Consider the following 25,185-nt stretch of genomic DNA (forward strand, 5'->3'; position numbering starts at 1 on the left):
GAAACCTCGCTCGTGGCACTCCGCTACAGGCCGAGGGCGGCGGACATCTCGGCCCGCAGCTGGTCGAGCTCGTCCTCGCCGCGGCCGCGGGCGGCGATGAGCCCCGCGTCGTCGTGCACCGGCACGACCGTCTCCAGGTAGGCCTTCAGCTTCGGCTCGGTGCCGCTGGGCCGCACGACCACCCGGACGCCCTCGCCGAGCAGCCGCACCGCGTCGACCGCCGGCTCGCCGTCGAGCAGGTCGGCGAACTCCACCGGCCGGCCCAGCAGCATCGTCGGCGGCGCGGCCCGCAGCCGCGCCATCGCGTCGGCGATCAGCGTCAGGTCCTCGACCCGCACCGACAGCTGGCCGGTGGCGAACAGCCCGTGCTCCTCGGCCAGCTCGTCGAGGCGGTCGAGCAGCGTGCGGCCCGCCGCTTTCAGCTCCGCGGCCAGCAGTCCCACGGCCAGCGAGGCCGAGATCCCGTCCTTGTCGCGGACGACGTCCGGCGCGACCGCGTACCCCAGCGCCTCCTCGTACCCGTAGACCAGCGGCGCCTCCGGCGTGCCGGCGCGGACGATCCACTTGAAACCGGTCGGCGTCTCGGCGAACCGGACGCCGTGCGCCGCGGTCAGCGCGTGCAGCAGCGACCCGCTCACGAGCGAGGCCGCGTAGGTGCCCCGCACGCCGCGGCGCAGCAGCCAGTCGGCCAGCAGGGCGCCCACCTCGTCGCCGGTGAGCCGCCGGCCGTCGCACACCACCGAGCACCGGTCGGCGTCCGGGTCCTGGGCGATCGCCAGGTCGGCGCCGGTGCGGCCGGCCACCGCGACCAGCAGGTCGACCGCGCCCGGCTCCTCCGGGTTCGGGAAGGCCACCGTCGGGAAGTCCGGGTCGGGCGCGTCCTGCTCGGGCACGCCCACCGGCTCGGCGAAGCCCGCGGCGGCGAAGGCCAGCCGGGTGGTCGACGCGCCGACGCCGTGCATCGCGGTGTAGGCCACCCGCAGCGCCGCGCGGGCGTCGGCGGGCACCCGCTCGGGGTCCAGCGCGCGCACCACCGCGGTCACGTAGTCGGTGAGCACGTCCTCGCCGAGCGTCGTCCACCCGTCGGCGCGGGGGACCTCCCGGGCCGGGCCGACGGCGGCGATCGCCGCCTCGATCCGCCGGTCGGCCGGCGGCACCAGCTGCGCGCCCTCGTCCAGGAAGACCTTGTATCCGTTGTCGTCGGGCGGGTTGTGGCTGGCCGTCACCATCACGCCCGCCACCGCGGCCAGGTGCCGGACGGCGAAGGCGAGCACCGGCGTGGGCAGCGGCCGCGGCAGCACCCGGACGTCGAAGCCCGCGGCGGTCAGCACCGCGGCCGAGGCGTGCGCGAACTCCTCCGACCGCCGCCGCGCGTCGAACCCGACGACCACGGTGCCGCCGTCGAGCCGCTCCTCGTGCAGGTGGGCGGCCAGCCCGGCGGCGGCGCGGATGACGACGGCGGCGTTCATCCCCGCCGGCCCGGCGCGCAGCGGGCCGCGCAGCCCGGCCGTCCCGAACGTCAGCGGCCCGGTGAAGCGTCGCCGCAGCTCGTCCTGGTCACCGGCCGCGAGCAGCGCCTCAATCTCGGCGCGGTCGCCCTCGTGCGGATCGTCGTCGGCCCAGGTCCTCGCCCGGGCGAGCAGGTCGGCGTTCACGGGTGCTCCCCGCCCGCCGCACGGGCCTCGACCGCCTCGGCGTCGTACCCGGGCAGGGTGAACTCACCGCCGACACGGGCGTGCACCGGGTCGGTGGGGTCCGGCTCGCCGTACGCCTCGACCAGCGCCTCGGCGTACACCTCGGCGTCGTCCTGCGGCTCGTACCCCAGGGCCCGGGCGGCGGTGAGGTCCCACCAGTTCCGGGTGTTGGCCGACACGCCCCAGACGACGACGAAGCCGGGGGAGGGGGCGGTGAGCGCGGCGTCGACCAGCGACACGGTGTCGGCCGGGGAGAGCCAGGTCGACAGGTGCCGCAGCGCCGTCGGCTCGGCGGACGCGGTGCCGATCCGCAGGCAGACGACGTCCATCCCGTAGCGGTCGGCGTACAGCGAGCCGAGTGCCTCCAGTGCCACCTTGGCCACGCCGTAGTAGGTGTCCGGCCGCGGCGGCGCGTCGGCCTCGCGCAGCTGGCCGCCGGCCGGCCGCGGCGTGAACCCGGAGGCGTGGTTGCTGCTGGCGAGCACGACCCGCCGCACGCCGGCGCGGCGGGCGGCCTTCAGCACGGCGTAGGTGCCCTCGATGTTGGCGTGGCTGATCGCCGGCCACGGTGCCTCGCCGGACAGCCCGGCGAGGTGCACCACCGCGGCGGCGCCGGTGGTGGCGTCGGTCACCGCGGCCAGGTCGGTGACGTCGGCGACGACGTGCTCCTCGCCCGGCCGGGTCTCCACGATCGGGACGACGTCCAGGCAGCGCACCGCCCAGCCGCGCTCGGGCAGCCCGCCGCGCAGCACGGTGCCGATCCGCCCGGCCGCGCCGGTGACCAGGAGAGTGCTCACAACCGCTCCACGAAGCGGACGAGGAAGCCGCCGAGCCGGCCGGCCGCCGCCCGGCCCGCGGCGATGACCTCGTCGGCGTCCAGCGCCTCGCCGGTCACGCCGGCGGCCGCGTTGGTGACCAGCGACAGGCCGAACACGTCGAGCCCCGCCGCGCGCGCCGCGATCGCCTCCAGCGCGGTCGACATGCCGACCAGGTCGGCGCCGAGGGTGCGCAGCATGCGGATCTCGGCCGGCGTCTCGTAGTGCGGGCCGGGCAGCGCCGCGTACACGCCCTCGGTGAGCTCCGGGTCGAGCTCCCGGGCCAGTTCGCGCAGCCGGGGCGTGTAGAGGGTGGTCAGGTCGACGAAGGTGGCCCCGACCAGCGGCGAGCGGGCGGTGAGGTTGAGGTGGTCGACGATGACCACGGCCTGGCCCACGCGGTGCTCGGGGCGCAGGCCGCCGGCGGCGTTGGTGAGGACGACGGTGCGCACGCCCGCCGCGGCCGCCGTCCGGACGCCGTGCACCACCGGCTCGACGCCGCGGCCCTCGTAGAGGTGGGTGCGGCCGAGGAACAGCAGCACCCGCCGGTCGCCGACGCGCACCGAGCGGACCTCGCCGCCGTGCCCCACCGCGGTGGGCGCGGCGAAGCCGGGCAGCTCGCGGATCGCGACCGACGCGTCGGCGGGGCCGAACGCGTCGGCCGCCGGCGCCCAGCCCGACCCCATGACCACGGCGACGTCGTGCGGACCGCCGAGCGCCGCGGTGAGGTCCTCGGCGGCGCGCGCGGCCAGGGCGGTCGGGTCAGGCGGTGGCGAGGTCACGACCGGGGACGCTAGTGCCGGGAAATCCCCGTGCGCCCGGCCGGGGTGGCGGCGAGACTCGGCCGATGATCCGGGACGGTCGGCTCGGGACAGACCAGCCGACGCTCGACGGGCCGCGGGTGCGGTTGCGGCCGTGGCGTCCGGACGATGCCGACGCGGTGCTCGCCGCCTGCCAGGACGCCGAGATCCAGCGCTGGACCCGGGTGCCGGTGCCCTACCGCCGCGCCGACGCCGACGAGTTCGTCACCGCGATCGCGCCGGCGACCTGGGCCGAGGGCGGAGCCCAATTCGCGGTGGTCCTGCGGGCCGGCGGCGCGCTGGTCGGCAGCATCGCCCTGTTCCCGCCGCGGGACGGGGTCGCCGAGTGCGGCTACTACACGTTGGCCGGGTCCCGCGGCCGCGGCCTCGCCGCGGAGGCGCTGCGCGTGCTCGCCGGCTGGGCCTTCGACGACCGGGGCCTCCGGCGGCTCGAGCTGCGCGTCCACCCGCGCAACACCGCCTCGCGGCGCGTCGGCGCGGCCGCCGGCTTCGTCGTGGAGGGCACGCTGCGGCAGCGCTCGCTGCACCGCGGTCAGCCGGTCGACGACGTCGTCCTCGGCCTGCTGGCGACCGATCCGCGGCCCGCTCCCGACCGCCCCGCGGCGTCCGTCCCGCCCGGTGCGTCGTCCGGGACCTCGGCCGACCGGGTGACCTGACCGCCCTCGGGCACCGGGACGGGTGAGGGCGCCTCGTCCAGAGGGTGCGGGACGCCGGACGTCCCTAGACTTCGGCAGGTGCAGATCCCCTTCACGGCCTCCGAGCGCTCCAGCCTCGGTGTGGAGTGGGAGCTGCAGCTGGTCGACCGCGCCACCCGGGAGCTGTCGGCCGGGGCGATCGAGATCCTCGAGGAGCTGCGGCCCGAGGGTGCCCACGAGCACCCGAAGGCCAAGCACGAGCTGCTGCAGTCGACCATCGAGATCATCACCGGCGTCTGCACGACCGTCGCGGAGGCCAAGGACGACCTGGCCGGCACGCTGGCCGAGGTGGTGGCCGCCGCCGAGCGGCGCGACCTGGGGGTGCTGTGCGCCGGCACCCACCCCTTCACCGACTGGCAGACGCAGGCGATCTCGCCCAAGGAGCGCTACCTGCAGCTGGTCGAGCGGATGCAGTGGCTGGCCAGACGGCTGCAGATCTTCGGGGTGCACGTGCACGTCGGCGTCCGGTCACCGGACAAGGCGATCCCGGTGGTCAACGCGCTGTGCCAGTACCTGCCGCACCTGCTGGCGCTGTCGGCGTCCTCCCCGTTCTGGGTCGGCTGCGACACCGGGCTGGCCTCCTGCCGCACCAAGGTCTTCGAGGGCATGCCGACCGCCGGGCTGCCGTACCAGCTCTCCGGCTGGGACGAGTTCGAGACCTACATGGAGACGCTGATCAGCACGCACGCCATCGACAGCGTGCGCGAGGTGTGGTGGGACATCCGCCCCCACCCCAACTTCGGCACCGTGGAGCTGCGCATGTGCGACGGGCTGCCCACGCTCGACGAGGTGGGCGCGGTGGCGGCGCTGTCCCAGTGCCTGGTCGAGCAGTTCGACAGCCAGCTCGACCGCGGCTACACGCTGCCGACACCGCCGAGCTGGGTGCTGCGGGAGAACAAGTGGCGGGCGGCCCGCTACGGCCTGGACGCCGACATCGTGGTCGACGAGAAGGGCACCGTGCGCCCCGTGCGGCAGGCCATCACCGACCTGGTGGAGGACCTCGAGCCGACCGCCCGCCGGCTGGGCTGCGAGAAGGAGCTCGCCGACGTCGACCGGGTGCTGGCGGTGGGCGCGTCCTACCAGCGGCAGCGGGCGGTGGCCGCCGCGCACGGCGGGAACCTGCGCGCCGTCGTCGACAGCCTGATGACCGAGCTGCGCGACGGGCTCCCCGCAGACGGCCCCGCGACCCACCCGACCGAGGCGGCACCCGGGCCGGGGTCGGGGTCGCGCGCGGCGGGGCCGGCCTCGGGGTCCGCGGACCCGCAGCCCGGGCCGACCTGCGGCGGGGGGCACGCGGCATGACCCCGGTGGTGGAGAAGCTGGGGGACGCGGTCGACGAGTGGGTCGCCGCGCACGAGGCCCAGATGGTCGCCACCCGCCGCCACCTGCACGCCCATCCCGAGCTCGCCTTCGCCGAGTTCGAGACCACCTCCTTCCTCGAGCAGCGGCTGCGCGCCGTCGGGCTGGCGCCGCGCCGGCTGCCCACGGGCACCGGCCTGACGGTCGAGGTCGGCTCGGGCGAGCCGGTGGTCGTGCTGCGCGCCGACATCGACGCGCTGCCGCTGCCCGACCTCAAGGACGTGCCGTACGCCTCGACCCGCGAGGGCCTGTGCCACGCCTGCGGGCACGACGTGCACACCACCGTCGTCCTCGGTGTCGCCCTGGCGCTCTCCACCCTCGACGGGCTGCCCGGCCGGGTGCGCTGCATCTTCCAGCCGGCCGAGGAGACCATCCCCGGCGGGGCCACCGAGGTGGTCGCCGCCGGTGCCCTGGACGGCGCGTCGCGGGCGTTCGCCCTGCACTGCGATCCGTCCGTGCCGGCGGGCACCGTGGGGCTGCGCACCGGGGCGATCACCGCGGCCTGCGACCGCATCGACGTGACGCTGACCGGCCCGGGCGGGCACACCGCCCGCCCGCAGCTGACCGTCGACCTCGTCGACGCCCTCGGCCGGGTGATCACCGACCTGCCCGCGCTGCTGTCCCGCCAGGTCGACCCGCGGGCGGGCATGTCGCTGGTGTGGGGCGCGGTCAGCGCGGGCGTCGCGGCCAACGCGATCCCGCAGCGGGGTTCCCTGCGCGGCACGGTGCGGGTGCTCGACCGCGACGCGTGGCAGGGCGCCGAGGACCTCATGCGCTCGCTGGTCTCCCGGGTCGCGGCCACCACCGGCGCCGAGTGCGACGTCGACTACGTCCAGGGTCTGCCCCCGGTGGTCAACGACCCGCGCGCCGTCGCCCTGATGCGCGCGGCCGCGCTGGAGACCGTCGGCAGCGAGCGGGTCGTGCTGACCCCGCAGAGCATGGGCGGCGAGGACTTCGGCTGGTACGCCGAGGTGCTGCCGATCGCACTGGCCCGGCTCGGCACACACGGCGGCGGCCCGCCGCTGGACCTGCACCGCGGCACCTTCGACGCCGACGAGCGGGCGATCGGCGTCGGCGTCCGGCTCCTCGCGCGCACCGCGCTGCACGCGCTGGAGGCCGACGCGGGGCCCCCGCGTCCCGGCCGCCCGGCACCCGGGGACACCACGGTCCGCCGCGTCGACCGGACCACCCGCGGACCCGACGACGAGCTCTCCCGGCCGGCCGACCGCCGGCACCCCTGACCGGTCGAGTGGGTGGTGGGACGTGCGGGCAGCAGTGATCACCGAGCTCACCGGCCCGGAGGCCGTGCAGGTCCGGGAGGTGGCCGACCCCGAGCCCACGTCCGAGCAGGTGGTCGTCGACGTCGCCTACGCCGGCGTCACGTTCCCCGACGTCCTGCACACCCGCGGTGAGTACCAGCGGCGCCCCGAGCTCCCGTTCACCCCCGGGTGGGAGGTGGCGGGCGTGGTGCGTGCCGACTCCGGCGGCCACCGAGCGGGTGACCGCGTGGCGGCGATGCCGGTCACGGGCGGATTCGCCGAGGCGGTGGCGGTCGACCGCGGCATGGTGTTCCCCCTCCCCGACGCCGTGCCGTTCGACATGGGGGCCGCGATCCCGCTGAACTACCTGACGGCGCACTTCGCGCTGACGCGGCGCGGGAGGCTCCGGGCCGGGGAGACGGTCCTCGTGCACGGCGCCGCCGGGGGCGTCGGCAGCGCCGCCTGCCAGCTGGCCGCGGCCTCCGGCGCACGGGTGATCGCCGTGGTCTCCACGGCCGGGAAGGGCGCGGTCGCCCGAGCCGCCGGGGCGCACGACACCGTGCCGGTGGAGGGCTTCCGGGAGCAGGTGCGGGACCTCACCGACGGCCGCGGTGTCGACGTCGTGGTCGACCCGGTCGGCGGCGACCGCTTCACCGACTCGCTCCGCTCGCTGGCTCCCGAGGGCCGGGTCCTCGTCCTCGGGTTCACCGGCCGCGAGATCCCCACCGTGAGGGTGAACCGGCTGCTGCTGACGAACACCGCCGTCGTGGGGGTCGCGGTGGCGGAATACTGGTCCACGCGACCGGAGTACGTGCGCGAGCAGTGGCAGGAACTGGTGCCGCTGCTGGAGTCCGGGGCCATCGACCCGCCGATCGGCGGGGTCTTCGGCCTGGACGACGCCGGCGCCGCGATCCGCGAGCTCGACGATCGCCGGGCCGCGGGGAAGGTCCTGATCCGCGTCCGCTAGCTGCGCACGCGGCTGGTCCCGGTGCGGCTCCGGATCGGCGCGGATGCCGAGGGCGACCCCGAGGTGGCCGTCGGCGGCCGGCGCCGCGCAGCGAGGTGCGGGAGGTCCCCACCGCACTAGAGTCCCGATCGACGACCGGGAAGCTGTTGCTCGTCGGCCGACCGGGGTCGAGGATCCGATCGACCGGGCCACCCGGCCGGCGCCGGGTGGCCCGGCTGTCACAGGCCGACACCGGACCGATGACCGATCCAGGGGTGACGATGAGCGCAGACCAGGCGTCACCGGCCCCGGCACACCCCGACGCGGAGGTGCCGGCCGAGCACGAGGTGCCCGACGTCCTGCAGCTGGCCGGGCTGTTCCCTGCGGCCACCCGGGAGCGATGGCGCGAGCTGGTCGCGGGGGTGCTGTCCAAGGCCGGCCGCACCGACCTGCCCGACCCGGTGGAGGACGCGCTGCGGCGCGCCGTCGCGACCGGCGTCGAGGTGGCGCCGCTCTACACCGCGGAGGACGCCGGTGACCTGCCTGCGGCGGCGGGTCTGCCGGGTCTGCCGCCGTTCGTCCGCGGTTCCCGCGCCGGTGCGGCGCTGCCGGGCGGGACGGTCCCCGGCGGCACGGCGGCGGGGGGCACGCTGGCACCCGGTGAGGACGGCGGGGTGCCGGCCGGCTGGGACGTCCGCCAGCGGCACGCCGACCCCGACGTCGCCCGGACCAGGGAGGCGATCGCCGCCGACCTGGAGAACGGGGTCACCTCGCTGTGGCTGGTGCTCGGCGACGGGGCCGTCCCTGTCGGCGCGCTGGGCGAGGTGCTGGCCGACGTCTACCTGGACCTCGCGCCGGTCGCCGTGACCGGGGGCGGGGCGGATGGGGGCGTCGCCGCCGCCGAGGCGTTCCTCGACCTCGTCGAGGACCGCACCGACCTCGCGCCGGGCGGCTCGCTGGGGCTGGACCCGCTGGGCCTGCAGGCCGTCACCGGGGAGCCGCAGGACCTCTCCGGGCTGGCCGCCCTCGCCCGCCGGGCGGCCGCGCACGACGGCCTGCGGACCGTCGTCGCCGACGGCACGGTCTTCGCCGACGCGGGCGGCTCGGCGGTGGAGGAGCTGGGCTGCGCGCTGGCCGCCGGCGTGGCCTACCTCCGGGCGCTGACCGACCCCGCGGACGGCGGCCCGGGCCTGACCGTCGACGAGGCGGTGCGGGCGGTCGAGTTCCGCCTCTCGGCGTCGGCCGACCAGTTCACGACCATCGCCGCGCTGCGCGCCGCGCGCCGGCTGTGGGACCGGGTCGGCGAGGTCAGCGGCGCCTCGCCCGACGTGCGGGCCATGCGCCAGCACGCGGTCACCTCGTCGGTGATGGCGGCCCGCCGCGATCCGTACGTCAACCTGCTGCGGACGACGGTGGCCTGCTTCGCCGCGGGCGTGGGCGGCGCCGACGTGGTCACCGTGCAACCCTTCGACGCCGCGCTGGGCCTGCCCGACGCGTTCTCCCGCCGGATCGCCCGCAACACCCAGAGCCTGCTCGTCGAGGAGGCGTCGCTGGCCCGGGTGCTCGACCCGGCCGGCGGCTCCTGGTACGTCGAGTCGCTGACCGACTCGCTGGCGCGGGCGGCGTGGGCCTGGTTCACCGAGATCGAGCGGGCCGGCGGGCTGGCCGCGGCGCTGCGGTCGGGACTGGTGGGCGAGCGGATCGCCGCCGCCTGGGCGGAGCGGTCCCGCCGGCTGGCGCACCGGAAGGATCCGGTGACCGGCGTGAGCGAGTTCCCCGACCTGGCGGAGCGCCCGCCGGTGCGGGAACCGGCCGCGGAGCCGGCGCCGCGCGGGCCGGGCGGGCTGCCCCGGGTGCGGGCCGCCGAGGCCTACGAGGACCTGCGCGACGCCGCCGACGCCGCGGCCGGATCATCCGGGCGCCGTCCGTCGGTCTACCTGGCCACGCTGGGGCCGGTGGCGCGGCACACCGCCCGGGCCACCTTCGCGGCGAGCCTGTTCCAGGCGGGTGGGCTGGCCACCCCCGCCGGCGACGGCGCGAGCGGGCTGGCCGAGGCCGGCACGGACCTGGCCTGCGTGTGCGGGACCGACGCCGACTACGCCGACTCGGCCGCCGCGGTCGTCGGCGAGCTGCGGGCGGCCGGCGCCCGGCAGATCTGGCTGGCCGGGCGGCCCGGCCTGCGGGTGGACGGGGTCGACGGGTACGTGTACGCCGGGTGCGACGCCCTCGAGGTGCTGCGGACGGCGCACCGCGAGCTGGGCATCGAAGGGGGAGTGCGGGCATGAGCGAGCGTGCGAGCGGACGGGGCGGCACGGCCGCGATCCCCGACTTCGGCTCGGTCGAGCTGGGCCGGCCGGCGAACGGGCACTCGGTCGCCGACTGGGCCAAGCGGTTCGAGCAGGCCACCGGGCACGGCGTGGACAAGGCGACCTGGCACACGCCGGAGGGCATCGCCGTCCCGCCGCTGTACACCCCGGCCGACCTGGCCGGGCTGGACTTCCTCGACACCTATCCCGGCCTGCCGCCGTACCTGCGCGGGCCTTACCCGACCATGTACACCACCCAGCCGTGGACGGTCCGCCAGTACGCGGGCTTCTCCACCGCAGCGGAGTCCAACGCGTTCTACCGGCGCAACCTCGCGGCCGGGCAGAAGGGCCTGTCGGTCGCCTTCGACCTGCCCACGCACCGCGGCTACGACTCCGACCACCCGCGGGTGCGCGGCGACGTCGGCATGGCCGGCGTGGCGATCGACTCCATCCTGGACATGCGGCAGCTGTTCGACGGCATCCCGCTGGACCGGATGAGCGTGTCGATGACCATGAACGGGGCGGTGCTGCCCGTGCTGGCGCTCTACATCCTGGCGGCCGAGGAGCAGGGGGTGGAGCCGGCGCGGCTCACCGGGACCATCCAGAACGACATCCTCAAGGAGTTCATGGTCCGCAACACCTACATCTACCCGCCGAAGCCGTCGATGCGGATCATCAGCGACATCTTCGCCTTCACCTCGGCGGAGATGCCGCGGTTCAACTCCATCTCCATCTCCGGTTACCACATCCAGGAGGCCGGGGCGACCGCCGACCTGGAGCTGGCGTACACGCTCGCCGACGGCGTCGAGTACCTGGAGGCGGGCAAGAGCGCCGGGCTGGACGTCGACGCCTTCGCGCCGCGGCTGTCGTTCTTCTGGGCGATCGGCATGAACTTCTTCATGGAGGTCGCCAAGCTGCGCGCCGCCCGGCTGCTGTGGGCGCGGCTGGTGCAGGAGGCCGGCGCGCGGAACGCGAAGTCGCTGTCGCTGCGCACCCACTGCCAGACCTCGGGCTGGTCGCTGACCGCGCAGGACGTCTACAACAACGTCGTCCGGACCTGCCTGGAGGCCATGGCCGCAACCCAGGGGCACACCCAGTCGCTGCACACCAACGCGCTCGACGAGGCGCTGGCGCTGCCCTCGGACTTCTCCGCCCGGATCGCCCGCAACACCCAGCTGCTGCTCCAGCAGGAGTCGGGCACGACGCGCGTCATCGACCCGTGGGGCGGCTCGGCCTACGTCGAGAAGCTCACCTACGACCTGGCCCGGCGGGCCTGGGCGCACATCGAGGAGGTCGCCGAGCACGGCGGCATGGCGCAGGCCATCGACGACGGCATCCCGAAGCTGCGCATCGAGGAGGCCGCGGCGCGCACCCAGGCCCGCATCGACTCCGGCCGGCAGCCGGTGATCGGGGTGAACAAGTACCGCGTCGACGCCGACGAGGCGGTCGACGTGCTGCGGGTCGACAACGCCCAGGTGCTCGCCGAGCAGAAGGCGAAGCTCGACCAGCTGCGCGCCTCGCGGGACGAGGCGGCGCTGCGCGACGCGCTGGGCCGGCTCACCGACGCCGCCCGCGCCGCCGACGAGGGACGGCGCGACGGCTCGCTGGACGGCAACCTGCTCAAGCTGGCCGTCGACGCGGCGCGGGCGAAGGCGACGGTGGGGGAGATCTCCGACGCGCTGGAGGCCGTGTGGGGGCGGCACGCCGGGCAGGTGCGCACCATCTCCGGTGTGTACCGCGACGAGGTGGGTGCCACCGGCCCGGTCGCCGAGACCCGCCGGCTGGCCGAGGAGTTCGAGGAGGCCGAGGGCCGCCGACCGCGGATCCTGGTCGCCAAGATGGGCCAGGACGGCCACGACCGGGGCCAGAAGGTGATCGCCACCGCGTTCGCCGACCTCGGCTTCGACGTCGACGTCGGCCCGCTGTTCCAGACCCCGGAGGAGGTCGCCCGACAGGCGGTCGAGGCCGACGTGCACGTCGTCGGCGTCTCCTCGCTGGCCGCCGGTCACCTGACGCTGGTGCCCGAGCTGCGCGACGCCCTGCACGAGCTCGGTGCCGACGACGTGCTGGTCGTCGTCGGGGGCGTCGTCCCGCCCGACGACGTCCCGCGGCTGGTGGAGATGGGCGCGGCCGCGGTATTCCCGCCCGGCACGGTCATCGCCGAGGCGGCCCAGTCGCTGCTGCGCACCCTGGCCGAGCGTCTCGGCCACGCGTGAGCGCGGCCCGGTCGGGGGTCCGCAGGGTGCCTGCCGCGTCCTCGTGCTCTGAGTGCCGCGCGCACCCAGAGCACGAGCACGGGGCGAGGGGGCAGCCGGGGGTGCGCCGGGCGACGAGTGGAGGTTCCTGGTGAGCCGGCCGATCGACGTCCCGGCGCTGGTCGCGGGCGTGCTCGCCGGTGACCGCCGGCAGGTCGCGCGGGCGATCACGCTCGTCGAGTCGCGCCGGGCCGACCACCGGCAGCGGGCGCAGCAGCTGCTGGTCGAGCTGCTCCCGCACGCCGGAAAAGCCCGGCGGGTGGGCATCAGCGGGGTGCCCGGCGTCGGGAAGTCGACGTTCATCGACCAGCTGGGCGTCGACCTCACCGCGGCCGGCCACCGCGTGGCGGTGCTGGCCGTCGACCCGTCGTCGGCGCGGTCGGGCGGGTCGATCCTGGGTGACAAGACGCGGATGGCCCGGCTGGCGGTCGACCGCGACGCGTTCATCCGCCCGGCGCCGACCGCCGGCACGCTCGGCGGGGTGGCGCAGGCGACCCGCGAGTCGATGGTCGTGGTGGAGGCCGCGGGCTACGACGTGGTCCTGGTGGAGACGGTCGGCGTCGGGCAGTCGGAGGTCGCCGTCTCGGAGATGGTCGACTCGTTCCTGTTCCTGACGCTGGCCCGCACGGGTGACCAGCTGCAAGGCATCAAGCGCGGCATCCTCGAGATCGCCGACGTCATCGCCGTCAACAAGGCCGACGGGCCCGGGGCGGCCGACGCGCGGAAGGCGGCCCGCGAGCTGGCGGGGGCGATCCGGATGCTGCGCGGGCACACCGAGGGCGGCTGGGACGTGCCCGTGCTGACCTGCGCGGGCCTGTCCGGCGAGGGGCTCGACCGGGTCTGGACGGCGCTGACCGAGCACCAGGAGCGGATGAAGGCCTCCGGCGCGTTCGACGAGCGGCGGCGGACCCAGCAGGTGCGCTGGACCTGGCAGCTCGTGCACGACGGCCTCGAGCACCGGCTGCGCTCGCACCCCGCCATCCGGTCCGCCGCGCCGCAGCTGGAGAAGGCGGTGCTGGCCGGCGAGCTCACGCCGGCGCTGGCCGCCCGGGAGCTGCTGGAGCTGTTCCTCGCCGCCCCCGCTCCGCCGCGATCATGAGGTTCGGGAAGCGACCCGCGCCCGCGCGGCGGCGTGTCGCTTCCCGAACTTCATGATCGCGACATGGATTGCGGCGTGTCCACGGGTCGGTGCCCCGTCCACGGATCGGGACGCGCGGGCCCGTCCGCCCGGACCGGCGCCCACGCTGCACCGCGTGGACTTCGCGCTGTACCGCCAGGTCGCCGCGCAGCACGGGGTGTTCACCACCTCCCAGGCGCTGGCCCACTGCAGCGACACCGTGCTGCGCGCACGGCTGCGTTCCGGCCGCTGGCGACGCAGCCCGTGGCGTGGCGTGCTCGTCGACGGCGACCTGCCCGAGTCGCCGGCGCTCCTGCTGCGGGCCGCGACGGTGGCCGTCGGCGGGGATCTCGTGGCCTGCCATTCGACCGCGGCATCGCTGTGGGGCTTCGACGTCCTCGGTGACCGGACGTTGCACGTCCTCGGACCACCCGGCCTGGTCAACCGCCGGCTGCCCGGGGTCCAGGTCCACCCGTCCTCCCTCGGCACGGACGACGCCCGGCTCGTGGACGGCGTCTGGTGCACCCCGCCCGCGCGGACGGCGTGCGACGTCGTCCGCGGCACCGCACCGATCGACGGCCTGGCCACGTTGGACGCCGCACTGCGCTCGGGTACGTGCACCGGTGCGCAGCTGGCCGCCGCGGCGACCGACCAGGCCGGCCTGCCGCAGGTCATCCGGCTCCGCGGGCTGGTGCCGCTGGCCGATGCGAAGGCGCAGTCACCGATGGAGTCGCGCATGCGCTGGCGGCACCTCGAAGCGGGCCTCCCCGTGCCGAGGCTGCAGGTGCGGATCGCCGATGGTGGTCGCGCCGATCTCCTGGACATGGGCTGGGACGACCACCGGGTGGGCGCGGAGTTCGACGGGCTCGAGGCGCACATGACCCGCGAGCAGCTCGCCGCCGACCGCGACCGGCACAACTGGCTCACCGAGCACCGGTGGACGCTGCTGCACTGCACGGCGGGCGACGTCTACCGCCGCCACCTCCGGATGGTGGCCCGGACGGCGCGGGCCCTCGGCGTCCCCTTGCGACGCGAGGGCGGCGGCTGACGGGCGCGGTCAGACGCCGGTGGAGCGGCACTCCCGGCCGCGCAGCTCGCGCACGTAGTCGACGGGCGCGCCGGCGGCCTCGGCGGCGTCGGCCAGCGTGCCCAGGTGGCGCGCCGAGGGCAGGCCGCCCTCGAAGGCGTCGAGCACGTACACGTACGCGACCGCGTCGCCGGCCAGCGTGTGGGCGCGCAGGTGCACCTTCCGGTACAGGCCGGAGTCGGCGCCCTCCCACGCGTCGAGGGCCCGCTCGTCGGCATCGGTCAGGTCGTAGAGCGCGACGAAGACGCCGGGGTGCAGCTGCTCGGGCGACTCGTCGGGCACCAGCGTGGCCAGCGCCCCCTCCCAGCCGTACTCCTCGGCGCCGAAGGTCAGCCGCCACCCGCGGATCCAGCCGGTGCCCAGGTGGGGGGAGGACGGGCAGCGGCGCAGCATCTGCGCGGGATCCATGTTCGACCCGTACGCGGCGTAGAGGCCCATCGCCTGCCGAGACTAGACACGGCGGACGGCGGCGTGCAGCCACCGTGCCGGCTCCCGCACCCGCCCGCACGCGCGGGGGCTGCGGCGGCGGGGACAATGGGCGGCGGTGTGCCGGATCCGCGGCACCCGACGGAGCAAGGTGCAGCGCCGGCCCGGCCGGCCCTGGACGGGGAAGGACCCATGACGCGCATCGTCATCATCGGCGGCGGTCCGGCCGGCTACGAGGCCGCGCTGGTCGCCGCGCAACTCGGTGCGCAGGTCACCGTGGTCGAGCGCGACGGCATCGGCGGGGCCAGCGTGCTCACCGACTGCGTCCCGTCCAAGACGCTGATCGCCGCCGCCGGCGCGATGACCTCGGTGCGCCGCTCCGCCGTCCTGGGCCTGCAGGGCGCCGACCTGTCCGACGTGGGGCTGGACCTGGCCTCGGTCAACCAGCGGGTCAAGGGCCTGGCCGTCGCCCAGTCGGCCGACATCCACCAGCGGCTGGCCACCGAGGGCGTGCGCATCTTGGCCGGGGCGGGGCGCTTGGCCGACGACGTCCGGGGGCTCTCGACGCACCGGGTCGAGGTCGTCGACCGGGACGGCGCGGTGACCGACACGCTCGAGAGCGACGTCGTCCTGATCGCCACGGGCGCCGATCCGCGCGTGCTCCCCGGGGCCGAGCCCGACGGCGAGCGCATCCTCGACTGGCGCGACGTGTACGACCTCGGCGAGATGCCCGACCACCTCGTGGTCGTGGGTTCCGGCGTCACCGGCGCCGAGTTCGCCTCGGGCTACCTGGAGGCCGGCGTCCCGGTCACCCTGGTCTCCTCCCGCGACCGGGTGCTGCCCGGCGAGGACTCCGACGCCGCCGAGGTGCTCGAGCAGGTCTTCCAGTCCCGGGGCGGGCGCATCGCCGAGCGCGGTCGGGCCGCGGCCGTGCGGCGCACCGAGAAGGGCGTCGTCGTCGAGCTCACCGACGGTCGCACCGTCGAGGGCTCGCACGCCCTGATGACCGTCGGCACCGTGCCCAACACCGGCGGGCTGCGGCTCGAGGAGTGCGGCGTGGAGACCGCGCCGTCCGGGCACGTCGTCGTCGACCGGGTCTCCCGGACGTCGGTGCCCGGCATCTACGCCGCCGGTGACGTGACCGGTGTGTTCCAGCTGGCCTCGGTCGCCGCCATGCAGGGCCGCATCGCCATGTGGCACGCGCTCGGCGAGGCGGTGACCCCGATCCGGCTCAAGACGGTGGCGGCCAACGTCTTCACCCACCCCGAGATCGCCACGGTCGGCATGCAGGAGAAGTCGCTGCCCGAGGACGTGCCTGTGGACGTCGTGCAGCTGCCGCTGGCCACGAACGCGCGGGCCAAGATGAGCGACCTGCGCGACGGCTTCGTCAAGCTCTTCGCCCGCCAGGCCACCGGTGTGGTGGTCGGCGGGGTCGTGGTCGCGCCTGGTGCCTCGGAGTTGGTGCTGCCCATCGCGCTGGCGGTCAGCAAGGGCCTGACCGTCTCCGACCTGGCGCACACCTTCGCCATCTACCCGTCGCTGTCCGGCTCGATCACCGAGGCGGGCCGGCGGCTGATGGGCGCCGACGCCCTGGCCTGAGCACGGGTGACGCCCTGGCCCGAGCACGGGCGGGGTGTACGCACGGGGCGGGCTCGTGAGCCCGGTGCGGCGCCTGTGACCAGACGGTCGAGGGGTCCCTTGCTCACGGTGCGCATCGGGGTCGTCACCGCCGATGACGGGAGGGATGCCATCCTCCCCGCGTGCGCGCCGCCGGTCGTGGCTGTGGCGTGCCGTCGTGACGTGCGCGGTCGTCGCCGCGCCGCTCGCGCCGGTGCCGGCCGCGGCGGAGGAGCCGGCCGGCTCCACCGTGACCGGCCAGCTCCTGCAGGTGTGGGCGGAGGACGAGCACGCCGTCCAGCCCGAGGGCGCCGGCATCGCGGAGGACCCGCGCGGGGACGCCGAGGACCCGCACGAGGACGCCGGGGACGCCCAGCACCCGCACGAGGACACCGAGGACGCGCACGAGGACACAGGGGAAGCGCGCGAAGGTGCCGAGGAGGCGCACGACGACGCCGAGGACGCCGGGGACGCCGGGCCCGGCACCTCCGGCGACGAGGACGGTGCCGCGCACGGCGGGCCGCTCAGCTACGTCGAGACGCCGGGCGGCGACTCCATCCGGGTGGACACCGCCGACCTGGTCGGCGTGCCCCCGGGCGCGACCGTCGAGGTCACCGTCGGCGCCCAGGTGCGCGACGCGGCGTCCGGTCAGGGGCTCGTCCCCGCCCGCGAGGTGCTGCAGGCCGAGGTGGTCAGCACCCCCGCGCCGGCGGCGGCCACCGCGGGCGCCGGGCGCCGGCTGACCAACGAGGTGACCGTCGCGCTGGTCCGCCCCGCCGGGGTCGCCCCCGACTCCGTGGACGTCGCGCGGATGACCGGCGTCGTCGACGGGCCGGTCGCCGGCTTCTGGGCCGAGCAGACCGGCGGCGCCGTCCAGCTCGGGGTCACCGCCGCGCACGACTGGATCCCGACCGTGGCCGGCTGCACGGACCCGACCGTGCTGTGGACGGAGGTCGCGGCGAAGGTCGGCTTCGTCCCGGGGCCCGGCAAGCACCTGGTGCTCTACCTCAGCAGCCGCTCGGCGGCGCTGCCGGGGTGCTCCTACGCACTCGCCGAGGTCGGCACCGGCCCGGCCTCCGGCGGCCGGCTCTACGTGCGCGACACGCTGCCCTCGGTCGTCGCCCACGAGCTCGGCCACAACTTCGGCCTGGGCCACTCCTCGGGCCTGCAGTGCGACGGCACGGCCGACGCCGCCGCCACCGACACCGCCGCCACCGACACCGCCGACACCGCCGCCTGCCGCACCAAGCCCTACCGCGACCACTACGACGTCATGGGCGTCTCGTGGGGCCAGCTCGGGTCGCTCAACGTCGCGCAGGCCGCGGCGCTCGGCACGCTCGGCGCGGACCGGGTGCGCACGGTGACCGCCGCCGAGGGCACCGCGGAGGTCGTCCTCGCGCCGCTCACCTCACCCTCCGGCACCCGCGCCCTGCGCCTCGACGACGGCCGGGGCGGGAGCTACTGGCTGGAGCTGCGCACCGCTGCCGGCCGCGACTCCTGGCTCGGCACCCCCGCCGACCGCTACGCGCTCGACAGCGGCGTGCTGCTGCGCCGCACCGGCGCCTGGCCCGACACCTCGCTGCTGCTCGACGGAACCCCGGGTCCCGCGGCCGCCTGGGACGGCGACCTGCGGACGGCGCTGCCGGCGGGCACGCCCGTCCCGCTGGCCGGCGGCTTCACCGTCACCGTCACCTCGCTCACCCCCCGCGCGGCCACCGTGCGGGTCCGGGCGACGCCGGCCGGGGCCCGCGCCGTCGCCCCGGCCCCGGCGGGCGGCAGCCGCTCGGCCGTGCTCCCGGCGCAGGGCACGGCACCCTCCTCCGCGGCCGAGGGCACGGCGGCGCCCGCCGGAGCGTCCGCCGCCGGTTCCGCACCAGCGGCGGGTGCCCCGAGCCCGCCCCCGGTCCCGCCCGCCATGGAGTCAGCCGACGCCGCGCAGGCCGCGGACGTGCGGGCGGACGAGGCCGCACAGGCGCGTCCCGCGCCGGCCGCTCCCGGCCCCGCCTGGCCCGTCGCCGGCGCCGCGCTCGGCGGCCTGACCCTCGCCGCCGCCCTCGCCGCCGCACTCGGCGTGCTGGTGCGGCGGCGCCTCCGGTAGCCCCGCAGGTCCGGCCGGCGGCCACCGGACGGCGGACGCCGACCCGCCCGGTCGGGGGAGCCGCGGTCAGCCCGGGCCCGCGACCTGCCGATGGACCCCTGGTCCACCCTCCCGAGGAGTCCTCGTGCCAGCAGTCCACCGACCGCGCGCGGTGCGGTCGTCCGTCGTCGCCGTCCTGGCCGCCGTCGCGCTGCCGGTGCTCGCGTCCCCGGCCGCCGCCGAGCAGGCCGCACCGACCGGCGGGACCGTCGTCGGCGAGCTCGTCCAGGTCTGGCCCGAGCACGCCGACCCCGCGGCGCCGGAGGAGCACGCCGCCGAGGCACCGCTGAGCTGGGTGGAGACCCCGGACGGCGAGGCCGTGCGGATCGAGACCGCCGCCGTCGACGACGTCCCCCCGGGTGCCACGGTCGAGGTCACGGTGGGCGAGCGGGTCGTCGACGAGGCGACGACCCGGGGTTTCGAGCCGGTGCACGAGGTGCTCGCCGCCGAGGTGCTCGCCGCCGGGGACGCGTCCGGCGGGGGCGCGGCGGCCGGCGGGCCGTCCACCAACTCCGTCACCGTGGTGCTGGTGACCCCGCCGGGCGGCGCACCCGACGGCATGACCGTCGACCGGCTCGCCGCCGCCGTGGACGGGCCGGTGGCCGACTTCTGGGCCGAGCAGACCGGCGGCGCGGTGCGCCTGGGGGTGACCGCGCGGCACTCGTGGACGCCGACCGGCTTCCCCTGCACCGACCCCTTCGGGCTCTGGAACGACGTCGCCCAGCGGGTCGGCTTCGCGCCCGGCCCCGGCCGGCACCTGCTGGTGTACCTGCCGGGCATGGGCAGCGGGGGCTCCGGGTGCTCCTCGGGCTTCGGCACGATCGGCAGCGGCGTGGGGTCGGGGGGCCGGGTCGTCGCCGGCGCGGTGCAGACCTCGCTGCTCGCGCACGAGTTCGGGCACAACTTCGGCCTCGGCCACTCCTCGGCGCGCCAGTGCGACGGCGCCGTCGACGGTGGGGCCTGCCGGACGGTCGCCTACCGCGACTACTACGACGTGATGGGCGGCTCCTGGCAGCAGCTCGGCTCGCTGAACGCCGTCCACGCCGCCCAGCTCGGCGTGCTGCCCGCCCACCGGCGGCTGGCGTTCCGCGCCGGCGACACCGGCGCCGTCGTCCCGCTGGTGCCGCCGGGCGCGCCACAGGGCGTGCGGGCGGTGCAGCTGGTCGCCGACGACGGGCGCGTCTACTGGCTGGAGCTGCGGACCGCCGTGGGCCGCGACGCCTGGCTGGCCTCCGGCAACTACGCCGGCCTGGAGAGCGGGGTGCTGCTGCGCACCACGGCCACCGCCGGCGACACCTCGCTGCTGCTCGACGGCACCCCGTCGCCGGCCGCCGGCTGGGACGGCGACACCCGCGTCGCGCTCCTCCCGGGCCGGGCCGCGTCGCTGGCCGGCGGGGCGTTCACGGTGACGGTGCTCGGCCAGGGTGTGCTCGAGGCGACCGTGGAGGTGCGCACCCGCGGCGGCGTCGCGTCCCTGCCCGCGGCTGGCGGCGCCGGGGTCACCGGCGAGATCGGCGGCCGGGGCGACCGCTACTTCCTCAACGACGGCTACGGCGGCACCGCGACCTCGGTGTTCGTCTACGGCCTGCCGGTCGACAGCGTCTTCGTCGGCGACTGGGACGGCGACGGCGTCGACACGATGCTGGTGCGCCGGGGTGGGGAGTTCCACGTCCGCGACCGCAACACCAGCGGCCCGGCGGACGCCGTGTTCGGCTACGGCGACCCCGGTGACGCCGTGCTCGTCGGCGACTGGGACGGCGACGGCCGCGACAGCCTGGCGGTACGGCGCGGCAACACCTACTTCGTGCGCAACAGCCTGTCGACCGGCTCCGCCGACACCGTGTTCGTGTACGGCGACCCCGGTGACGCGGTGCTCGTGGGGGACTGGAACGGCGACCGGCGCGACAGCCTGACCGTGCGCCGCGGCCTGCAGTACTTCGTCAAGAACGCGCTCACCACGGGTGTCGCGGAGTCGACCTTCGCCTACGGCGACCCGGGCGACGTCGTCCTGGTCGGGCGGTGGCGGGCCGGGCAGACCGGTGACTCGCTCACCGTGCGCCGCGGCGGCGTCTACCACATGCGCTACAGCCTGACCTCGGGCGTCGCCGAGCGGGTGGTCGCCTACGGCGACCCGACCGACACGGCGTTCGCCGGGGACTGGAACGGCGACGGCGTCGACACCCTCGGCGTGCGCCGCGGCTGACCGCCGGGCAGGAGGGCCGGCACTGCGCGTCCAACCCGCGTCCGGCAACGTCCGTGGTCCACCACGGGCCCCGATCAGCCGCCTGTCCGCAGCGGTCCGACCAGCGGCTGCGCGGCCGCGGCGCCGATCGCGTTCTCGCGCGCACGTCCCTCGGTCCAGTTGCCCTTGTAGGGCCGCTTGTCGAGGTGGATACCGCTGTCCTCGACCAACTCTTTCTGCTTTTCGGTGAGCGTCGCGTTGTAGGGCTGAGTGTGGATGTCCAGGTCGAAACGCATGACCCATCGGAGCAGCGACATTTGATGGATGGCCAGGTAACCGCGCGCGCGATCGGAGTCGTCCCCGCCCGACATCTCCTCCTCGAGGGCTCCGGCGGGTCGGATCTTGGGTTCGGGACAGCAGAGGTTCTCCTTCACCGCGAGGTAGAGCTCTCTCGTCTTGGGAGCGAGAAAGATTCCGCCACTCTTCCCGTAGTACCACTCGGTCATCTTGTCGAAGAGCTCTCGACGTTCCCTTTTGTCGAGAGGCCCGCCTGCCCAGTCACCTCTCGCTCGGACACCCGCCGCCGTGCCCGTCACTGCCCAAAGGCCCTCGTAGGCCGTCAGCCTCCGCCCCTGTACATCCTTCTTGAGCTGACGCCGGCGCGACGACGCCAGGTATCCGACAACGATCGCCGCCGAACCGGTGATGGAACCGGAGACGATGGCGGCGATGATGGTGGCAGAATCGTCCAGCGTCATATCGATGACCTTTCATCCCGCCGTCCCGGAACAGCTCGCTGCGGGCAACTGCGCGCCCATGCGACTCCCGTTTGATGTGTTCGTCGCAGGGAGCGATCAGCGGACCGGGCATGCCAACAGCCTTCGAGTCGCCGCGCGGCCTCTCCAGAGGACAACGTCACGTCGGACGCGACCTGGAGCCTCTCGCTGCAGGCCCCTGAGCCGCCCTCAGGGCGGCCAACGCGGCTACGCCGCGTCGTCGGTGATGGAGCAGAGGACGGCGCCGCTGCTCACCGAGGCGCCGACCTCGGCGGTCAGCCCCGACACGGTGCCCGCCCGGTGGGCGACGATCGGCTGCTCCATCTTCATCGCCTCGAGCACGACCACGAGGTCGCCCTCGGCGACGGTCGCGCCGTCCTCGACGGCGACCTTGACGATCGTGCCCTGCATGGGCGAGGTCAGCGCGTCGCCGGACGTGGCCGAGCCGCCGTGCCCGCTGCTGCGCCGGCGCGCCCGCGCCGGAGCGCCGGCCGCCGCTGCGCCGCCGCCCGCGGTGAGCGCGGCGGGCAGCGAGACCTCGAGCCGGCGTCCGCCGACCTCCACCACGACCGTCTGGCGCGGCTGTTCCTCGCCCGGCTCGGCCGGTGCCGCGGAGTGGGGCGGCACCTGGTTGTCCCACTCGGTCTCGATCCAGCGGGTGTGCACCCGGAACGGCTCGGCGGTGAAGGCCTCGTCGCGGACGACGGCGCGGTGGAACGGCACCACGGTCGGCATGCCCTCGACGACCAGCTCGTCCAGCGCGCGGCGGGCCCGCTGCAGCGCCTCGGTGCGCGTCGCGCCGGTGACGATCAGCTTGGCCAGCATCGAGTCGAAGGCGCCCACCACCTCGCCGCCGGTCTCCACCCCGGAGTCCCACCGGACGCCGGGGCCCTGCGGGATCTCCAGCCGGGTGACCGGGCCGGGCGCGGGCATGAAGTTCCGGCCGGCGTCCTCGGCGTTGATCCGGAACTCGATGCTGTGCCCGCGCGGCACCGGGTCCTCCGTGATCTCCAGGGGTGCGCCGTCGGCGATGCGGAACTGCTGGCGCACCAGGTCGACGCCGGCGGTCTCCTCGCTGACCGGGTGCTCGACCTGCAGACGGGTGTTGACCTCGAGGAAGGAGACCGAGCCGTCGGCGCCCACCAGGTACTCGACCGTGCCGGCGCCGACGTAGCCGGCGCCGCGGCAGATGGCCTTGGCCGACTCGTGGATGCGCGCGCGCTGCTCGTCGGTGAGGAACGGCGCCGGCGCCTCCTCGACCAGCTTCTGGTTGCGGCGCTGCAGCGAGCAGTCGCGGGTGCCCACGACGACGACGGTGCCGTGCATGTCGGCCAGCACCTGCGCCTCGACGTGCCGCGGCTGGTCGAGGAAGCGCTCGACGAAGCACTCGCCGCGGCCGAAGGCCGACACGGCCTCCCGGACGGCGGAGTCGAACAGCTCCGGGATCTCCTCCATCGTGCGGGCCACCTTCAGCCCGCGGCCGCCGCCGCCGAAGGCCGCCTTGATGGCGACCGGCAGGCCGTGCTCCTCGGCGAAGGCGACCACCTCGTCGGCGCCGGAGACCGGGTCGGGGGTGCCGGGCACCAGCGGAGCGCCGGCCTCCAGCGCGATGTGCCGGGCGGCGACCTTGTCGCCGAGCGCGAGGATCGCCTCGGGGGAGGGGCCGATCCAGATGACGCCGGCGTCGATGACGGCCTGTGCGAAGTCGGCGTTCTCGGCGAGGAAGCCGTACCCGGGGTGCACCGCGTCGGCGCCGGACCGCTTGACCACGTCGATGATCTTGTCGATCACCAGGTAGGAGTCGCCGGGCGTCGTCCCGCCGAGCGCGAACGCCTCGTCGGCCACCCGGACGTGCAAGGCGTCGCGGTCGGGCTCGGCGTACACCGCCACGCTGGTCAGCCCGGCATCGCGGCAGGCGCGGGCGACCCGGACCGCGATCTCGCCGCGATTGGCGATGAGCACCTTCTGCACGCTCTCCTCCTCGGGTCGACGGTTCCGGACTGTAACCAGGCGGCGCACCCCGGCACCGGCCAGGTGCCGCCCGGAGCGCCGACGTCGGCGTCGTCCCCGTCGCGGCCACCGGGACCGAACCCCTGGCGCGTGGCGGGGTGCCACCTAGGCTGCGCGGATGAGCAGCGACGTCGCGGAGGCCGGGTCCTCGACGCGTCCCTGGAACGCCTCGTTCGACGACCGGCCGGAGGCGTACGACGACCTGCGGGCATCCGGCCACATGGCCCGGCGGCGGGTCGACTTCTTCACGGGGGTCGTGGACGCGACGACGGGACCGGTCCTGGAGGTGGGGTGCGGCACCGGCACGCTGCTGCGCAGCCTGGCCGCCGCCCGGCCCGGCCGCACGTTCACCGGGGTCGAGCCGCTGCCCGGCTACGTGGCGCTGGCGCGGGAACGCGCCTCGACGCTGCCCAACGTCTCGTTCGAGGTCGGCACCGGTGAGGCGCTGACCGCGGCCGTCGCGGCCGGGACGGCGGGCCTGGTGATCAGCGTCGACGCCCTGCACCACGTGGCCGATCTGGACGCGGTCGCCGCTGCCGTGCACGACGCGGCGGCTCCGGGTGCCCGCTGGACGGTGATGGAGCCCAACCGCATGCACCCCTACGTCTGGGCGTACCACGCGCTGGTGCCCGGCGAGCGGACCTTCCCCGTCCGGCGGTTCCTCCGCACGGCCGAGCGGGCCGGCTGGCGGCTGCGCGGCCGGCGCACCCTGTTCCTCTACCCGAGCGGCGTGGCGGGCGTGCCGGCGTGGGCGGCCGCCGTGGAGCGGCGGGCGGAGCGGCTGCGCCCGATCTCCGGCGCGGTCGTGCTCGAGCTGGACCGGTCGGACCGGTTCAGCGGCGCCAGAGGTCGGTGATCGCCAGGTCCCGCTTGGCCAGCTGGGTGCGCAGCACGGCGAGCGAGAGGCCGATGACGGCGGCCGGGTCGCCCTCGACCCGCCGGACGAACGGGGCGCCGAGCCCGTCGAGGGTGAAGGCGCCGGCCACGACCAGCGGCTCCCCGGTGGCCACGTAGGCCTCGATCTCCCGCGGCGTCGGGGTGACGAAGTGGACGACGGTGGAGGCGACGGCCACGTCGCGGCTGACGACCGTGCCGTCCTGGACGTCGAACAGCGCCTGGCCGGTGTGCAGCACGCCGGACCGGCCGCCCATCCGCCGCCAGCGGTCACGGGCGTCGGAGGCGTCGACCGGCTTGCCCAGCGGGCGGCCTCGGAACTCCAGCAGCGAGTCGGCGCCAATGACCAGCGCGTCGTCCTCCCGCTTCGCCACGTCGGCGGCCTTGGCCGCGGCCAGCAGGGCCACCTGCTCGGCCACCCGCGGGGCGCGCACGCTCGACTCGTCGATCGTGCTGACCACCACCTCGGGGGCCAGGCCGGCCTGGCGCAGCAGCGCCAGCCGGGCCGGTGAGGCCGACGCGAGCACGAGGCGCCGGTCGCTGGTCATGAGAACCTCCCTGCGGCGCGCCACCCGCCCGGACCGGGGCGGAGCGGCGCGCGGTGTGCGTCGGCGTACGAGGACCACGCGCCGACCGGCGCGGGCGCCCGCCGGGGGCGCCGGGCGGAGAGCGCGGCGACGACGACGGTGAGCGCGGCCAGTTCCTCGTCGGTCGGCTCCCCGCGGACGACGCGCAACAGCGCGGGTCGTGAGGAGTGGGGGCCCGGAGGGTCTCCGCGATCGAGCGACG

Annotated in this window: 20 protein-coding genes; 12 read left to right on the forward strand and 8 right to left on the reverse strand. The window is 75.9% G+C overall.

The features are described from left to right. Positions 1 to 23: 23 nt before the first annotated feature. Genes OF117_RS04045 through OF117_RS04055 form a run of 3 tightly spaced genes read right to left on the reverse strand, consistent with a single transcriptional unit; the run spans position 24 to position 3,291 of the window. Positions 24 to 1,655, reverse strand: coding sequence for a phospho-sugar mutase (locus OF117_RS04045; RefSeq protein WP_263551521.1), 1,632 nt, complete (start codon positions 1,653 to 1,655; stop codon positions 24 to 26). Next, positions 1,652 to 2,491, reverse strand: coding sequence for an NAD-dependent epimerase/dehydratase family protein (locus OF117_RS04050; RefSeq protein WP_263551522.1), 840 nt, complete (start codon positions 2,489 to 2,491; stop codon positions 1,652 to 1,654). The genes OF117_RS04045 and OF117_RS04050 overlap by 4 nt, the downstream gene beginning before the upstream one ends. Then, the gene (locus OF117_RS04055; protein ID WP_263551523.1) at positions 2,488 to 3,291 is read right to left on the reverse strand and encodes a purine-nucleoside phosphorylase; all 804 of its coding nucleotides are present in this window, start codon (positions 3,289 to 3,291) and stop codon (positions 2,488 to 2,490) included. The genes OF117_RS04050 and OF117_RS04055 overlap by 4 nt, the downstream gene beginning before the upstream one ends. A gap of 65 nt (positions 3,292 to 3,356) precedes the next feature. Between OF117_RS04055 and OF117_RS04060 the strand changes: the two genes are divergently transcribed. From OF117_RS04060 to OF117_RS04095, 8 genes are all read left to right on the forward strand, one after another. Further along, positions 3,357 to 3,986 (forward strand): GNAT family N-acetyltransferase, encoded by a 630-nt coding sequence (locus tag OF117_RS04060; protein ID WP_263551524.1) that lies wholly within the window; start codon positions 3,357 to 3,359, stop codon positions 3,984 to 3,986. A gap of 78 nt (positions 3,987 to 4,064) precedes the next feature. Further along, the gene (locus OF117_RS04065) at positions 4,065 to 5,327 is read left to right on the forward strand and encodes a glutamate--cysteine ligase (protein ID WP_263551525.1); all 1,263 of its coding nucleotides are present in this window, start codon (positions 4,065 to 4,067) and stop codon (positions 5,325 to 5,327) included. Next, on the forward strand, positions 5,324 to 6,625 hold the full coding sequence (locus tag OF117_RS04070; protein WP_263551526.1) for an amidohydrolase: 1,302 nt from the start codon (positions 5,324 to 5,326) through the stop codon (positions 6,623 to 6,625). The genes OF117_RS04065 and OF117_RS04070 overlap by 4 nt, the downstream gene beginning before the upstream one ends. Positions 6,626 to 6,647: 22 nt before the next feature. Next, complete coding sequence (locus tag OF117_RS04075) at positions 6,648 to 7,610, forward strand: NADPH:quinone oxidoreductase family protein (protein ID WP_263551527.1); 963 nt, start codon at positions 6,648 to 6,650, stop codon at positions 7,608 to 7,610. 260 nt (positions 7,611 to 7,870) lie between these two features. Continuing rightward, positions 7,871 to 9,874: a methylmalonyl-CoA mutase subunit beta gene (locus OF117_RS04080; RefSeq protein ID WP_263551528.1), complete on the forward strand. Its 2,004-nt coding sequence runs from the start codon at positions 7,871 to 7,873 to the stop codon at positions 9,872 to 9,874. Further along, the gene (scpA, locus tag OF117_RS04085) at positions 9,871 to 12,111 is read left to right on the forward strand and encodes a methylmalonyl-CoA mutase (RefSeq protein ID WP_263551529.1); all 2,241 of its coding nucleotides are present in this window, start codon (positions 9,871 to 9,873) and stop codon (positions 12,109 to 12,111) included. The genes OF117_RS04080 and scpA overlap by 4 nt, the downstream gene beginning before the upstream one ends. A 130-nt stretch (positions 12,112 to 12,241) precedes the next feature. Next, the gene (gene meaB / locus OF117_RS04090; RefSeq protein WP_263551530.1) at positions 12,242 to 13,249 is read left to right on the forward strand and encodes a methylmalonyl Co-A mutase-associated GTPase MeaB; all 1,008 of its coding nucleotides are present in this window, start codon (positions 12,242 to 12,244) and stop codon (positions 13,247 to 13,249) included. 154 nt (positions 13,250 to 13,403) lie between these two features. Next, positions 13,404 to 14,315, forward strand: a complete 912-nt coding sequence (locus OF117_RS04095; protein WP_263551531.1) for a hypothetical protein — start codon at positions 13,404 to 13,406, stop codon at positions 14,313 to 14,315. 9 nt (positions 14,316 to 14,324) lie between these two features. On the opposite strand, the gene OF117_RS04100 is transcribed toward OF117_RS04095, so the two are convergent. Continuing rightward, the gene (locus tag OF117_RS04100) at positions 14,325 to 14,792 is read right to left on the reverse strand and encodes a gamma-glutamylcyclotransferase family protein (RefSeq protein ID WP_263551532.1); all 468 of its coding nucleotides are present in this window, start codon (positions 14,790 to 14,792) and stop codon (positions 14,325 to 14,327) included. A gap of 180 nt (positions 14,793 to 14,972) precedes the next feature. Here OF117_RS04100 and OF117_RS04105 point away from each other — a divergent pair, with 180 nt between their 5' ends. The 3 genes from OF117_RS04105 to OF117_RS04115 all read left to right on the forward strand — a co-directional run bounded on the left by OF117_RS04105 (position 14,973) and on the right by OF117_RS04115 (position 20,737). Continuing rightward, positions 14,973 to 16,379, forward strand: a complete 1,407-nt coding sequence (locus OF117_RS04105) for an NAD(P)H-quinone dehydrogenase (RefSeq protein WP_263551533.1) — start codon at positions 14,973 to 14,975, stop codon at positions 16,377 to 16,379. Positions 16,380 to 16,575: 196 nt separating this feature from the next. Next, the gene (locus tag OF117_RS04110) at positions 16,576 to 18,495 is read left to right on the forward strand and encodes a reprolysin-like metallopeptidase (RefSeq protein ID WP_263551534.1); all 1,920 of its coding nucleotides are present in this window, start codon (positions 16,576 to 16,578) and stop codon (positions 18,493 to 18,495) included. A gap of 124 nt (positions 18,496 to 18,619) precedes the next feature. After that, positions 18,620 to 20,737, forward strand: a complete 2,118-nt coding sequence (locus OF117_RS04115; protein WP_263551535.1) for a hypothetical protein — start codon at positions 18,620 to 18,622, stop codon at positions 20,735 to 20,737. A 74-nt stretch (positions 20,738 to 20,811) separates the two neighbouring features. Here OF117_RS04115 and OF117_RS04120 read toward each other — a convergent pair whose 3' ends face one another. Then, the gene (locus OF117_RS04120; protein ID WP_263551536.1) at positions 20,812 to 21,474 is read right to left on the reverse strand and encodes a hypothetical protein; all 663 of its coding nucleotides are present in this window, start codon (positions 21,472 to 21,474) and stop codon (positions 20,812 to 20,814) included. A 225-nt stretch (positions 21,475 to 21,699) separates the two neighbouring features. Next, on the reverse strand, positions 21,700 to 23,463 hold the full coding sequence (locus OF117_RS04125; RefSeq protein ID WP_263551537.1) for an acetyl/propionyl/methylcrotonyl-CoA carboxylase subunit alpha: 1,764 nt from the start codon (positions 23,461 to 23,463) through the stop codon (positions 21,700 to 21,702). A 157-nt stretch (positions 23,464 to 23,620) separates the two neighbouring features. Between OF117_RS04125 and OF117_RS04130 the strand changes: the two genes are divergently transcribed. Further along, entirely contained in the window at positions 23,621 to 24,358 is a 738-nt protein-coding gene (locus tag OF117_RS04130; RefSeq protein WP_263551538.1) for a class I SAM-dependent methyltransferase, read from the forward strand. Here the strand turns inward: OF117_RS04130 and OF117_RS04135 are convergent. Together OF117_RS04135 and OF117_RS04140 are read right to left on the reverse strand one after the other, a co-directional pair. Further along, a complete protein-coding gene (locus OF117_RS04135; RefSeq protein WP_263551539.1) occupies positions 24,336 to 24,944 on the reverse strand; it encodes a Maf family protein in 609 nt (202 codons plus the stop codon). The two genes, OF117_RS04130 and OF117_RS04135, sit on opposite strands and share 23 nt — an antisense overlap. Continuing rightward, positions 24,941 to 25,185 (reverse strand): acyl-CoA carboxylase subunit epsilon (locus tag OF117_RS04140; RefSeq protein ID WP_263551540.1); only part of this gene is annotated, 245 nt, incomplete at its 5' end. The genes OF117_RS04135 and OF117_RS04140, both read right to left, overlap by 4 nt.

Source organism: Geodermatophilus sp. YIM 151500 (assembly GCF_025716945.1).
In the GTDB taxonomy this organism is placed as follows: Bacteria; Actinomycetota; Actinomycetes; order Mycobacteriales; family Geodermatophilaceae; genus YIM-151500.